This is a genomic window from Phenylobacterium sp., from assembly GCF_013911965.1.
In the GTDB taxonomy this organism is placed as follows: Bacteria; Pseudomonadota; Alphaproteobacteria; order Caulobacterales; family Caulobacteraceae; genus Phenylobacterium.
Genome location: NZ_JACESE010000003.1, coordinates 115,080 through 128,395, shown reverse-complemented (window position 1 = coordinate 128,395; position 13,316 = coordinate 115,080). Strand labels below are relative to the sequence as shown.

The window sequence follows — 13,316 nt, the reverse complement described above, 5'->3', positions numbered from 1 at the left end:
ACGGCTCCCTTCAGGCTGGCCAGTCACCCCTGGCGCGCAGCATGTCGGATCAGGGCCGCCCCGTCACCCCGCGGGGGGCGCAAGGTGCGGCGCGCTTGCCGCACCCGGCCTTATCCCCTAACCCTCGCCCCTCGGAATCGACACAGGCGCGCACGCGTCGCGCCGCCAGGGAGAGCCGCCAAATGAGCCTCGCCTTCATCTTCCCCGGCCAGGGCAGCCAGTCCGTCGGCATGGGCGTAGACCTCGCCCAGGCCTTCGCGCCGGCCCGCGAAGTCTTCGAAGAGGTGGACGACGCGCTCGGGCAGAAGCTCTCGGTGCTGATGCGCGACGGGCCGGAAGGCGAGCTGACCCTGACCGAGAACGCCCAGCCAGCCCTGATGGCGGTCAGCCTGGCGGTCGTGCGCGTGCTGGAGAAGGAGTTCGGCGTCGGCGTCGACAAGGCCGCCTTCGTCGCCGGCCACAGCCTCGGCGAATACTCCGCCCTGGCCGCCGCCGGCGCGCTCAGCGTGGCCGACACCGCCCGGCTGCTGAAGCTTCGCGGCCAGGCCATGCAACGCGCCGTGCCGGTGGGCGAGGGGGCCATGGCCTCCCTGATCGGTCCGAAGACCGATGTGGCGCTCGCCGAGGAGGCCGCTGCGGCCGGCGCCGAGGTCGGTGTCTGCGTCGTCGCCAACGACAACAACCAGGGCAATGTGGTCATCTCCGGCGCCAAGGCGGCCGTCGATCGCGCGGTCGAGAAGGCCAAGGAGCTGGGCGCGCGCGCCATTCCGCTGAACGTCTCGGCCCCGTTCCACTGTCCCCTGATGCAGCCCGCCGCCGACGAAATGGCCCGGGCGCTGGCCGAGGCCGCCATCGTCGCGCCCAGGGCGCCGCTGGTGGCCAATGTGACCGCCCGGCCGGTCCACGATCCGGAGGAGATCCGCCGTCTGCTCGTCGAACAGGTCACCGGCCGCGTGCGCTGGCGCGAGAGCGTGGCGTGGCTGGCCGGCGAGGGGGGCGTGACGCGCTTCGCCGAGGCCGGCGCCGGCAAGGTGCTGTCGGGCATGGTCAAGCGGATCGCGCCGGACGCCGAAGCGACCCCGCTGAACGCCCCCGCCGACCTCGAAGCCTTCGCCAAGTCCCTGTGAGCCCGGGCAAGGAGACTTAAGATGTTCGATCTTTCTGGAAAGACCGCCCTGGTCACGGGCGCCACCGGCGGCATCGGCGCCTCGCTGGCCAAGGCTTTGCACGGGCAGGGCGCGCACGTCGTGCTGTCGGGCACGCGCGAAGCGGTGCTGGCCGATCTCGCGGGTCAGCTGGGCGAGCGCGCCACCGTCGCCGCCGCCAATCTCTCCTCGAGCGAGGAGGTCGACGGCCTGATCGCCAAGGCCGAGGACGCCGCCGGCGCGCCTCTCGACATCGTGGTCGCCAACGCCGGCATCACCCGTGACGGCCTGCTCATGCGCATGAAGGACGAGGACTGGGACGCGGTGATCCGCGTCAATCTCGAGTCCTATTTCCGCCTGAGCCGCGCGGCCATGAAGGGCATGATGAAGCGTCGCTACGGGCGAATCATCGGCATCACCTCCGTCGTGGGCGTGATGGGCAATCCGGGCCAGACGAACTATGCGGCGTCCAAGGCGGGCATGATCGGCTTCTCCAAGGCGCTGGCCCAGGAAGTCGCCAGCCGGAACATCACCGTCAATTGCATCGCGCCGGGCTTCATCGAAAGCCCGATGACGGACGCCCTGAACGAGGCGCAGAAGAGCCAGATTCTCTCGACGATTCCGGCCGGACGTCTGGGCACTGGCGACGAAATCGCCGCAGCTTGCGTCTATCTCGCCAGCGCCGAAGCCGCCTACGTCACCGGCCAGACCCTGCACGTGAACGGCGGCATGGCGATGATCTGAGGGCCTGACGGCTGGCCGCTGGTCACCCCGAAAGGAACATGCTACGGCCCACGCCGATTGAGCCGGCCCGAGCCTTCCGGGCCCCTGCAGAGGCCTCAAACCCAACACCGCCAGCGGTTGACAAGCCGTCTCCCGTCGCGGATGCATCAGTTGAAATTAGAGGGACTAAAAGCGAATGTCCGACATTCTGGAACGCGTGCGCAAGATCGTCATCGAACACCTCGACGCCGATCCGGAGAAGGTCACCGAGAAGGCCAGCTTCATCGACGACCTGGGCGCCGACAGCCTCGACAACGTCGAACTGGTCATGGCTTTCGAAGAGGAATTCGACATCGAGATTCCGGATGACGCCGCCGAACACATCCAGACGGTCGGTGACGCCGTGAAGTTCATTCAGGAGCGCCTGGGCGCCTGACGCCTGGCGTGATCGCCTGAAGCCTTAGAAAAAGACCGCCGCGTCCCTTTGGCCCATGCGCCGTGGAGGCGCGGCGGTTTTCGTTTGGGGCGGGCGGGGGAGTAGATACGCCATGTCCACCGCCAACACCCGCCGCGTCGTCGTCACCGGCATCGGCCTCGTCACCCCGCTGGGCTCCGGCGTGGATGTGAGCTGGAAGGCCCTCCTGGCCGGCAAGTCCGGCGCGGGGAACATCACCACCTTCGACGCCAGCCAGTACGCCTGCAACGTCGCCTGCGAGGTGCCGCGGGTCGACGGCCGCGGCGGCGGCGGCCCGGACGTGGAAGGCGCCTTCGATCCGGACGCCGTGCTGCCGCCCAAGGACCAGCGCCGCATCGACGACTTCATCCTCTACGCCATCGCGGCCGCCGACGAGGCGGTGAAGGACGCCGGCTGGACGCCGGAGGATGAAGAGAGCCGCGAGCGCACCGGGGTCATCATCGGCTCCGGCATCGGCGGCCTGGCCACGATCGAAAAGACCAGCGTCGAGCTGCACGAGAAGGGTCCCCGCCGGATCAGCCCCTTCTTCATTCCTTCGGCTCTGATCAACCTCGCCTCGGGCCAGGTCTCCATTCGCCATGGCTTCAAGGGCCCGAACCACTCGGTGGTGACCGCCTGCGCCACCGGCGCCCATGCCGTGGGCGACGCCGCGCGCCTGATCAAGTACGGGGACGCCGACGTGATGATCGCGGGCGGCGCCGAGGCTGCGATCTGCCCGGTGGGCATCGCCGGCTTCATCGCCTGCCGCGCCATGTCCACCGGCTTCAACGACAATCCGACCAAGGCCAGCCGGCCCTACGACAAGGACCGCGACGGCTTCGTCATGGGCGAGGGCGCGGGCGTCCTGGTGCTCGAGGAGTACGAGCACGCCAAGGCCCGCGGCGCGAAGATCTACGCCGAGGTGGCCGGCTATGGCCTGGCGGGCGACGCCTATCACATCACCGCCCCGGCCGAGGACGGCGACGGCGGCTTCCGCGCCATGAAGGCGGCGATCAAGGACGCCGGCATCGACCCGGCCGACATCGACTACATCAACGCCCACGGGACCTCGACGCCGCTCGGCGACGAAATCGAACTGGGCGCGGTGGAGCGCATGCTGGGCAACGCCGCCTCCAGGGTGACCATGTCCTCGACCAAGTCGGCCACCGGCCACCTGCTGGGCGCGGCCGGCGCCATCGAGGCGGCCTTCACCTGCCTGGCGATCCGCGACCAGATCGCCCCGCCGACCATCAACCTCGATAATCCCTCGGTGGAGACGGCGCTGGACCTGGCGCCGAACGCCGCGCGTCCGCGGGAGATCAAGGTGGCGCTCTCCAACAGCTTCGGCTTCGGCGGCACCAACGCCTCCGTGGTGTTCAAGCAAGTCTGACCGCACATGGCCCGTAAGCCCCGCGCCCGCCCGGCCAAGGGCGCCGGCTCGTCCACCATGCGCCGCCTGGTGGTGATGCTGACCAGCGCCGCCCTGACCTTTGCGCTGGTTCTGGCGCTCGCCATGGCCTGGGCCTTGTGGATGTACCGCGGGCCAGGGCCCGAGGCGGCTTCCGGCGACGCCACGACGGTGATCCTGCGCCGCGGGGCCGGCCTGCCGGAGATCGCAAGCACCCTGGAGGGGGCGGGGGTCATCTCCTCGGGCCCCATCTTCCTGGCGGCGGCCCAGGCGACCGGGGCTGCGCGCGAGCTGAAGGCGGGCGAATACGAGTTCCCGACCCGCGCCTCGATGGCCCGCGTCCTGGGGGACATCCGCGCCGGTCGCGTGGTGCGCCACTTCGTGACCATTCCGGAGGGCCTGACATCGGAGATGGTCGCCGAGATCCTGGCGGAGAACGAGCTCTTGACGGGCGTCGCCCCGGCGCCGCCCGAGGGATCGGTCCTGCCGGAGACCTACCAGATCGAACGCGGCGAAGACCGTGCGGCGGTCCTGCAGCGCATGATGGAGGCCCATGACGAGGTCCTGGCCCTGCTCTGGTCCAAGCGCCAGCCGGGGCTGCCCTTCGACACGCCGCAGGAGGCGGTGATCCTCGCCTCCGTGGTGGAGAAGGAGACGGGCGTGGCCAGCGAGCGGCCGCAGGTCGCCTCGGTCTTCGTCAACCGGCTGCGTAGGGGCATGCGGCTGGAGAGCGACCCCACCATCATCTACGGCCTGACCAAGGGCCGGCCCCTCGGCCGCGGCATCCGCCTGTCGGAGCTGACGCGCGAGACGCCCTACAACACCTATGTGATCGACGGCCTGCCGCCGACGCCGATCTCCAATCCGGGCCGGGCCTCCCTGGCGGCGGTGTTGGATCCCCCGCAGACGGACTACCTGTTCTTCGTCGCGGACGGCACCGGCGGCCACGCCTTCGCGGCGACCTACGACGAACACAGGGCCAATGTGGAGCGCTGGCGCCGGCTGGAACGGGCCAGGGCGGGCGAGACGGCTCCGGCTGGCCAGGCGCCGCCGGCGGCGAAGGGCGCGCCGGCCGATGCGGCCGAGGTTCCGGCCGAACCCTGAGCGCCGGAGACCAAGGGGAGGAGACATGCCGCTATCTGGCATGACCGGCTTCGGCCGCGTCGAAGGGGCTCTCGAAGCCTGGAGCTGGGCGGTCGAGGCGCGCTCGGTCAACGGCCGCAATCTGGAGGTGCGCTTCCGCGGACCGCCGGGATTCGAGGGGCTGGAACGGACCACGCGCGAAGCCGCCCAGGGCCGCTTCCAGCGCGGCCAGGTGACGGTCGGGGTGCAGGCCCGGCGGGCCGAGGGCCTGGCCCCGGTGCGGGTCAATCTCGACCAGGTGGCGCGCTATCTGGACGCCGGTCGCGACCTCCTCGACTCGGGCCGGGCCGCGCCCCCCTCGCTCGACGGTCTCCTCGCCCTGCGCGGCGTGATCGAGGCGGCCGACGGAGAGAGCGATCCTGAGGCCCTGGCGCGGATCGAGGCGGCGATGTCGGCGTCCATTCTCGCCGCGCTCGACGGGCTGAAGGCCGCCCGCGACGCCGAGGGGGCCGCCCTGAGCGACGTCCTCTCCGGCCTGGTCGACAGGATCGGCGGCCTGACGGCCCAGGCCGCCGCCCTCGCCGGCGAACAGCCCGCAGTGCTCAAGGAGCGGTTCGAACGCCGCATGCGCGAACTGGTCGGCGACCCCGCAGGTCTGGAGGACCGCATCGTCCAGGAGGCCGCGGCCCTGGCCGTGAAGGCTGATGTGCGCGAGGAGCTGGACCGCCTGTCGGGTCACGTCGAGGCGGCGCGGGCCCTGATCGCGTCCGACGGAGCGGTGGGGCGCCGGCTGGACTTCCTGACCCAGGAGTTCATGCGCGAGGCCAACACCCTCTGCTCGAAGTCGGCCCTGTCGGCGCTTACGGCCGTCGGCCTGGAACTGAAGGCGACGATCGAGCAGCTTCGCGAACAGGTCCAGAATGTGGAATAGGGGGCGTGCGGCGCCAGCGCCGGCCCAACGGATGATCCGATGACCCAGACGCTAAGCCCCCGGCGCGGCCTGATGCTGCTCATCTCCAGCCCTTCGGGCGCGGGGAAGACCTCTCTGTCGCGGCGGCTGGTGGCCGATCATGCCGATCTCGAACTCTCGGTCTCGGCGACCACGCGTGCGCCGCGACCGGGGGAGGAGGACGGCCGCGAGTACCATTTCGTCGATCGTCCGACCTTCGACGCCATGGTGGAGGCCGACGCCTTCCTCGAATGGGCCAATGTCCACGAGCACCGCTACGGCAGTCCCAAGGCGCCGGTCATGACGGCGCTCGAGGGCGGGCGGGACGTGCTGTTCGACATCGACTGGCAGGGTGCGGCGCAGATCGCCGAGAAGGCGCCGGCCGACGTGGTCCGCGTCTTCATCCTGCCGCCGACGATGGCGGAGCTCTCACGCCGTCTGCACGCGCGGGCCCAGGACCACGAGGACGTCATCCAGAGGCGTCTCGGCAGGGCCTATGGGGAGATCGAGCGCGCCGTCGACTACGACTACGTCATCATCAACGACGATTACGACCGCGCCTTCGCCGATCTGGCCCACATCTATCACGCGGAGCGGCTGAAGCGGCTCCGCAATCCGGGGCTCTCGCGGCTCATCCAGGGCCTGCTCGACGAGCCGATCTGAAGCCTCAGGTCCCCGCCTGGATCGAGGCGACCATCCCGCGCATGTCCCGGCCGGTGGGGGCCTGGAAGAGGCGCAGGTCGAACTCCGGCAGGATGGCCAGGAAGTGGTCGAAGATGTCGCTCTGGATGCCCTCGTACTCCTCCCAGACCACCGTGTTGGCGAAGCAGTAGACTTCCAGCGGCAGCCCTTCGGGCGTCGGATCCCGCTGGCGCACCATCAGGGTCTTGTCGTGGGCGATGCCGGGATGGGCCTTCAGATAGGCCTGCATATAGGCGCGGAACGTGCCCACATTGGTCTGACGGCGGGTGTTCACCTGGTCGCGGCCGGCGCGAAGGAGCGAGGCGTTCCATTCGGATATCTCGCGCGCCTTGGTGTCCAGGTAGTGGTCCAGCAGGACGAAACGGCGCAGGGCCTCGACCTCCTCGGCATCCAGGAAGCGGATATTGGTCTGGTCGAGCAGCAGGGAGCGCATGATGCGGCGGCCGCCCGACTCCTGCATGCCGCGCCAGTTGACGAAGCTCTCGTTGATCAGCCGCCAGGTGGGAATGGTGGTGATGGTCTTGTCGAAGTTCTGGACCTTCACCGTGTGCAGCGCCAGGTCGATCACGTCGCCGTTGGCGTTGAGCTGCGGCATCTCGATCCAGTCGCCCACCCGGATCATGTCGTTGCTGGTCAGCTGCACGGAGGCGACGAGGGACAGGATGGTGTCCTTGAACACCAGCAGCAGGACCGCGGCCATGGCGCCGAGGCCCGAGATCAGGAGCAGGGGCGACCGGTCCAGCAGGGTGGCGATCACCAGGATGGCGGCTGCGGCGTAGAGGACGATCTTGCCGACCTGGATGTATCCCTTGATCGGGCGCAGCCTGGCCCCGGGCCGGCGGGAATAGAGCGCGTTCACCAGGCTCAGGCCTTCGGCCATGGCCAGGATGACGGTGAGGATCATGAAGGCGGCCGCGACGTTGCGGATCACCGTCTGCGCCTCGTCCGGCAGGTTCGGGACGGCGAGCACGCCCTGATAGATGATGATCGCCGGCACCACATTGGCCAGGCGGGCGATCATGCTGTTGAAGAGGTTGTTGGCCTCGGGATGCAGTTTCAGGCTCAGCGCCCGCCGCACCAGCCGCAGCAGGACGTGCTTGGTCAGCCAGTTGGCCGCCGTCGCCAGCAGGGCCAGAAGGCCGATCGCGGCCAGGCTCTGAAGGATCGGATAGTCGTTGAGGCCCGCCAGGACCGCTTCGGCTTCGAACATGGAAGGGTCCTAGAGGAGGGCGCTGGGGACATGCAAGGCGTGGACGCCCGGCAACGTCAGTTCGCCCGCTGCAACCTCGCGTCGGCGAGGCGCAGGAACTCATCGAGGCTGAGCGTCTCGGCGCGCCGTGTGGGGTCGATCCCGGCCGCCTCGCACAAGTCGGCGCCGCCAAGGGCCTTGAGGCTGGAGCGCAGCATCTTCCGGCGCTGCCCGAAGGCGGCCTGGGAGACGGCCTCCATGGCCGCCACGCGCGACGGCTCCGGCGGATCGGACCTCGGATCCAGGCGCACCACGGCCGAATCCACCTTCGGCGGCGGCGTGAAGGCGCGGGCCGGGGCGTCCATGACGATCCGGGCCTCGCACATCACCTGGGCAATGAGGGCCAGCCGGCCGAAGGCGTCGTCGCCGGGACGGGCGACGATCCGTTCGGCGACCTCCTTCTGGAACATCAGGGTCATCGATTGGGGACGCCAAGGACCGGTGAGCCACTTGATGAGGAGAGCCGTGCCGACATTGTAGGGCAGGTTCGAGACGACGCTGGCCGGTTCTCCGGCGCTCAGCACGGCCTCGTCGACCTTGAGCGCGTCGGCCAGATGAACCTCAAGCCGGCCGCCTGAAGCTTCTTGCAACGTATTGAGCAACGGAAGGAAACGGGCGTCTTTCTCAATGGCCACAACACGGGCGCCAGCCTCCAGCAGGGCGCGGGTCAGGCCGCCGGGGCCCGGACCGATCTCCAGGACCATGCGGCCCTCGAGCGGCCCCGCCAGCCGGGCGATCTTGCGGGTGATGTTGAGGTCGAGGAGGAAGTGCTGGCCGAGCCCCTTGTTGGCCAGGAGGCCGTGCGTCTCCAGGCTCTCCCGGAGCGAGGGCAGGGCGGAAAGGTCGATCATCCCCGGCGCAGGGCGATTTCGCGCGCCATGCGGATGGCGGCGATCATGCTGTCGGCGCGGGCCTGGCCCCGGCCGGCGATGTCGAAGGCGGTGCCATGGTCGGGCGAGGTCCGGACGATGGGCAGGCCGAGGGTGATGTTCACGCCGCCCCAGAAGTCGAGCATCTTCACAGGGATCAGAGCCTGGTCGTGATAGAGGCCGAGGACCGCGTCGTAGGTCCTGCGCGCCGCCTCGTGGAACAGGCTGTCGGCCGGGTGTGGCCCGGTGGCGTCGACGCCCAGGTCGCGCAGCGCCCGCACGGCGGGGGCGACGGTCTGGACCTCTTCGCGCCCGATCGCCCCGCCCTCGCCGGCGTGCGGATTGAGGCCGGCGACCGCCAGCCGCGGCCGCTCCACGCCGAAGTCGCGCCGCAGGGCCTGGGCCGTCACCAGTCCGGCGTTGACGATCTTTTCGACGCTGAGCGCCTGAGGCACCTCGGCCAGGGGCAGGTGGACGGTGACCAGGGCGACGCGGAGATCCCCGGCGGCCAGCATCATGATCGGCCCGCGCGCTCCGTCATAGCGCTCGGCGGCGGTGAGTTCGCCCAGAAATTCCGTATGGCCGGGGAAGGCGAAGCCGGCGCCATAGAGGGTCTGCTTGGCGATCGGCGCGGTCACAACCCCGCCCACCGAGCCCGAGAGCGCCAGCCCGACCGCCGTCTCGATCCAGGCGATGACCGCCTTGGCGGCCTGGGGCGACGGTTGCCCGGAGACGACGGGGGCCAGGAGCGGGATGTCGATGACCGGGATCGCCTGCGGGAAGACGCGATTGGCGTCCTCCGCCGCGCTGATCTGGCGGACGAGCCCGGCCGTGCCGCCGCAGGCGGCCGCGACCTGCCGCATGTCGCCGACGACGACGAAACAGGGACCGGTCTCGCGCAACGCGCTCCAGGCCTTGAAGACGATCTCCGGCCCGATCCCGGCGGGATCGCCCAGGCTGATGGCAAGGGGTCGGTGCTTCACCGGGTCTCGATTGTCGCCGCGTTCCTCAGGTCACGCATGTAACGTCGCGCAATCAGGCCCAGTTGCTGGAAGAAGAGCCGCCGCTCGACCTGCTCGGCGCTGAGCATGCCTGCGCCGGTCGCCCGCTTGCCGCAGACGGCGACGATGTGCAGCCCCGCCTCGGTGCGGATGGGATCGGAGATCTGGCCTTCCTCGAGCTGCTCGGCCGCCTGGCGGAAGGCCGGGGCGAGATCGGCGATCTCGGCCTCGCCGAGGTCGCCGGCGACGAGGCCCGTCTCCTGGCCGGCCACCTGCTCCAGGTCGCCGCAGCCGGTGATCTTGGCCCGCACGGCGAGCAGGCGCGCCTGGGCGGCCTCGACGGCGCTCGGCGGAGCGTCGGCCGGCAGGCCGACGGCCACCTGCTTCAGGTTGACGATGGTCGAACCCTCGCCGGCGCGCTTGTCCCGCAGATAGATGATGTAGACGCCGTCGCTGACCGGGATCGGGCGCGACAGCTGTCCGGGCCGCATCTGTTCCAGGGCCTGATCCACCTCGGCGGGCATTTCGCCCGGCGTGATCCAGCCGGCGTCGCCGCCGGAGGCGGCCGTCGCCGAGGCCGAGAACTGGCGGGCCACGGCCTGGAACGGAGCGCCCTGCTGCATCTGGGTGACGAGCTGGGCCGCCCCTTGCAGGGCCACCTCCATGCCGCCCACGCGGTTGGCGTCGAGGAACACCTCGCTGATCTGGTACTGCGGCTTGCTGGCCTGGGCCTGCTGCTGCTCCAGGACGGCGTTGATCTGGTCGTCGCCGATCCGCAGGCGCGAGCCGTAGCGCCCCTGGATCCAGCGCTGCCAGCTGCTCTGCGCGCGGAGCTGTTCGCGCAGCGAGCCCAGGACGCCCTGGCTGCGCAGCATGCTGGTGAACTGCTCCGGCGTCATGTTGTTGCCGGCGGCCATCTCGGCCAGTTCCTCGTCCACCTCTTCGTCGGTGGCGATGATGGAGAAGTCCTGCTCCTGCTCGACCCGGCGCAGTTCCTGGAACTGGAGCCGCTCGTCGACCAGGGAGACCAGGGCCTGCTGCTGGATCTGCGGCAGGTTCTGCTCGCTCGGCTGCACGCCCGTGGTGGCGATCAGAAGGCGCATGCGCTGCGCCAGATCGTAGGTCGAGATGATCTCGTCGTTCACCACGGCCGCGGCGTACTCGGTCAGGCCTTGAGGCTGGGCCGGCGCGGGGGCCTGCGGCTGGGCCGGGGCTTCGGCGGCGTCCTGCGCCGCGGCGGGCGCCGCGGCCGTGGCCGCGAGGAGGGCCGCAAGAGCGACGCCGCAGGCCGCCCGGCCGCGGACTGAACGCACAGACAACATCGCTTGGGTCATTCCTTCGTGGCGGCGGGAAGCGCCGCTTATCCTAGTTGGCATAGATAGGTTCGCCCAATGTGGCGAGGGTTAGGCGCACGCTGACGGACTCGCTGGGGCCCAGCCGGCCGATGACGGTGTCTTCGCGGCGGTAGATCACCTCGATCCGCGTGCATTCGTCGCGATAGACGATGCCGAGGTCGCGGACCACCCAGGCGTCCTGCACCATGTCGCGATTGCCGTAGGCGGAGAGGCCCCAGTTCTTGGTCAGGAAGACCTCGCCGCCGAGGTCGAGATTCTCCCGCTTGACCCCGTTGATGTCGAGGTCGTCCCACAGATAGCGGAAGAAGCCCGAGCCCCGCGCCATGGCCACGTTGGCGCCGGTCTCGGCGCGACGCACGTCCAGGCTGTCGCCGTCCAGGCGGGCGCGGCTGAAGAAGGACAGGCCGCGCAGCGGCTGGGCCTCGGCCGCGACGACCCAGTCCGAGGCCGTGTCGCGCAGCCCGGTGCGCTCGGGGAAAGCGGTGATCTCTTCGTCGCGGAAGCTGCGGCCGATCAGCAGGCTGGCCCGCCGGCCGTCGTCCCAGAGGATCGTCGCCCGGCCCGCCGCCGTGGCCCGCAGGCCCCCTTCGATCAGGTCGAAGCCCGGAAACTTGTCGGCGAGGAAGAGGTTGGTCTCGTCGAACTCGAAGGCGAGGCTGTCCTCGTCGAGATAGACGGGCTCGCCGGCGCTGTCGGTCCCGACGATGATCTGCTTGGCGCGCGGCGAGGCGGCGACCTGAAGCAGCGGCTCAAGGACGACGGTCTTGTCATTGAAACGACGGAAGAAAGGCCAGCTCAGATCTGCGCCGACCGTCGCCATTCCGCGCGTCAGGCTCTTGTCGCCGTACCCCTCCGACGGGACGTCGCTCAGGTGGTAGGCGTCGGCCCGCAGATTGACGAACGGCTCGAGCCGGACGCCGGCCGTGGAGACGAAGGAGGTCCGCCAGTTGGCCTGGGCGACCACCCGCCGGCTGTCCAGGCCCGGAATACGGGCGCCGGCCGTGCTGGCCGGCGACAGGTCCCGCTCCAGCGCCACGGCGTCGACCTCGAATCTCATCCGCCCGCCGGCGAAGCGCGCGTCGGGCGACCAGCGGCCCTCCACGAGCGGCGCCACCGTCGGGAAGGTGCGATCGTCGTCCCCGGGCCGCAGGCCCTGGATGTCGAACGCCGCCACCGAGAGATAGGAGTCCTCGTCCTGCCGTATGGCGTAGACTTGGGAGATCAGCCGCCGGTCGTCGGCCAGATAGGGGCCGCGCGATTCATAGACGTCACCGATCTCGTACTTGTCGAACAGCAGGTCGTCGGAACTGCGCTCGGCGGTGAAGCCCCAGTCCCAGTTCTCGTCGAGCTGGAAGGCCCCGCGCGCCAGGATGTAGCTGCGCGACGTCTGTTCGCCGAAGCTGTCGCCCTCGCCGTCGAAGTCCTCGGCGTAGGTGTAGCCGGCCCGCACGTCGATCTCGCCGGAATAGAAGCGCTTGCGGTACCGGGCGTTCAGGAACGGCGGCACCTTGGCGTTGATCTGCGGGCTGAGCGTCAGGTCGGAATAGGGCGACAGGACAAACAGATAGGGCTGTTCGTAGGAGACCCCGCGGCGGTCGGAGATCGAGATGTCCGGCGGCAGGAAGCCGGAGGCGCGCTCCGCCTGCGGGTCCGGATGCCAGAACAGCGGCATGTACAGCACCGGCGCGCCGAAGAGGCGGAAGACGGCGTGGCGGTAGTAGATCAGCTGCCGATCCCGGTCCTGCACCACCTTGTCGGCCTGGATCGACCAGGTGGGGCCGTCGCCGCCTTTCTCCGCGGAGTCGGCGCAGACGTCGCAGGGGGTGTAGATGGCGCGGTTCAGCTCGTTGACCTGCGGATTGCGGCGCACGGCGCTGGCGGCGGCGAGCTTCACGTTCTGCGGCAGGCGGGCGGAGAAGCCCTGGGCGATGCCGGCGCTCATGTCGTCGTCGAAGGTGATCTCGCGCGCAAACTCGACGCTGCCGTCCGGATTGATGATCTGGACGTTCTGCGCTTCGACCACGCCACGCGTTTCGTCGTAGGAAAGGGCGTCGGCGCGCAGCGTCCGCTCGTCGTAGCGGGCCTCGACGTCCCCCGTGGCGGTCGTCACCTGGCGCTTGTCGTCGCGGACGAGGGAATCGGCCTCCACATACATGGCGCCCGGGACGAGTCCGTCCCGACCCGGCGCGCTCTCGGCGGCGCCAGGGGGCTCGACTGCGACCTGGGCGGCGGCCGCGCCGGCGCAGAGGCTCGCCGCAGCGGCCCCGGCGAGGAGCCCGCGCTTGGCCGAGGCGAACGGCGCACGCCGAGGTGAAGTCTTCAAGCGATGATCCCTTCCTGCCGCGGCGGCTGCTTGCGCAGGGATAGCGGCGCAGCGG

General features: G+C 70.0%; 12 protein-coding genes. 7 read left to right on the top strand and 5 right to left on the bottom strand.

Annotated features, from left to right (window positions below; all coding sequences use genetic code 11):
* Nucleotides 1-182: 182 nt before the first annotated feature.
* From fabD to gmk, 7 genes are all read left to right on the top strand, one after another.
* A complete protein-coding gene (gene fabD / locus H2041_RS04150; protein WP_293409777.1) occupies nt 183-1,127 on the top strand; it encodes an ACP S-malonyltransferase in 945 nt (314 codons plus the stop codon).
* 21 nt (nt 1,128-1,148) lie between these two features.
* The gene (gene fabG / locus H2041_RS04145) at nt 1,149-1,889 is read left to right on the top strand and encodes a 3-oxoacyl-[acyl-carrier-protein] reductase (RefSeq protein WP_293409774.1); all 741 of its coding nucleotides are present in this window, start codon (nt 1,149-1,151) and stop codon (nt 1,887-1,889) included.
* A 175-nt stretch (nt 1,890-2,064) separates the two neighbouring features.
* Entirely contained in the window at nt 2,065-2,304 is a 240-nt protein-coding gene (locus H2041_RS04140) for an acyl carrier protein (RefSeq protein ID WP_293318447.1), read from the top strand.
* 112 nt (nt 2,305-2,416) lie between these two features.
* Nucleotides 2,417-3,712, top strand: a complete 1,296-nt coding sequence (gene fabF / locus H2041_RS04135) for a beta-ketoacyl-ACP synthase II (RefSeq protein ID WP_293409772.1) — start codon at nt 2,417-2,419, stop codon at nt 3,710-3,712.
* A gap of 6 nt (nt 3,713-3,718) precedes the next feature.
* Nucleotides 3,719-4,834: an endolytic transglycosylase MltG gene (mltG, locus tag H2041_RS04130; protein ID WP_293409771.1), complete on the top strand. Its 1,116-nt coding sequence runs from the start codon at nt 3,719-3,721 to the stop codon at nt 4,832-4,834.
* Between the two features lie 25 nt (nt 4,835-4,859).
* The gene (locus H2041_RS04125) at nt 4,860-5,744 is read left to right on the top strand and encodes a YicC/YloC family endoribonuclease (protein WP_293409770.1); all 885 of its coding nucleotides are present in this window, start codon (nt 4,860-4,862) and stop codon (nt 5,742-5,744) included.
* A 39-nt stretch (nt 5,745-5,783) separates the two neighbouring features.
* Nucleotides 5,784-6,425 carry a guanylate kinase gene (gene gmk / locus H2041_RS04120; RefSeq protein WP_293409768.1) on the top strand — a complete coding sequence of 214 codons (642 nt, stop codon included), beginning with the start codon at nt 5,784-5,786 and terminating at the stop codon, nt 6,423-6,425.
* 4 nt (nt 6,426-6,429) lie between these two features.
* Here gmk and H2041_RS04115 read toward each other — a convergent pair whose 3' ends face one another.
* From H2041_RS04115 to H2041_RS04095, 5 genes are read right to left on the bottom strand one after another with little or no spacing between them, the layout of a single operon-like run.
* Entirely contained in the window at nt 6,430-7,674 is a 1,245-nt protein-coding gene (locus tag H2041_RS04115; RefSeq protein WP_293409765.1) for a mechanosensitive ion channel domain-containing protein, read from the bottom strand.
* 56 nt (nt 7,675-7,730) lie between these two features.
* A complete protein-coding gene (gene rsmA, locus H2041_RS04110) occupies nt 7,731-8,564 on the bottom strand; it encodes a 16S rRNA (adenine(1518)-N(6)/adenine(1519)-N(6))-dimethyltransferase RsmA (RefSeq protein ID WP_293409762.1) in 834 nt (277 codons plus the stop codon).
* Nucleotides 8,561-9,565 (bottom strand): 4-hydroxythreonine-4-phosphate dehydrogenase PdxA, encoded by a 1,005-nt coding sequence (gene pdxA, locus H2041_RS04105; protein WP_293409760.1) that lies wholly within the window; start codon nt 9,563-9,565, stop codon nt 8,561-8,563. The genes rsmA and pdxA overlap by 4 nt, the downstream gene beginning before the upstream one ends.
* Nucleotides 9,562-10,905: a peptidylprolyl isomerase gene (locus H2041_RS04100; RefSeq protein WP_293409758.1), complete on the bottom strand. Its 1,344-nt coding sequence runs from the start codon at nt 10,903-10,905 to the stop codon at nt 9,562-9,564. The genes pdxA and H2041_RS04100 overlap by 4 nt, the downstream gene beginning before the upstream one ends.
* A gap of 43 nt (nt 10,906-10,948) precedes the next feature.
* On the bottom strand, nt 10,949-13,261 hold the full coding sequence (locus H2041_RS04095; protein WP_293409755.1) for an LPS assembly protein LptD: 2,313 nt from the start codon (nt 13,259-13,261) through the stop codon (nt 10,949-10,951).
* Between the last annotated feature and the right edge of the window lie 55 nt (nt 13,262-13,316).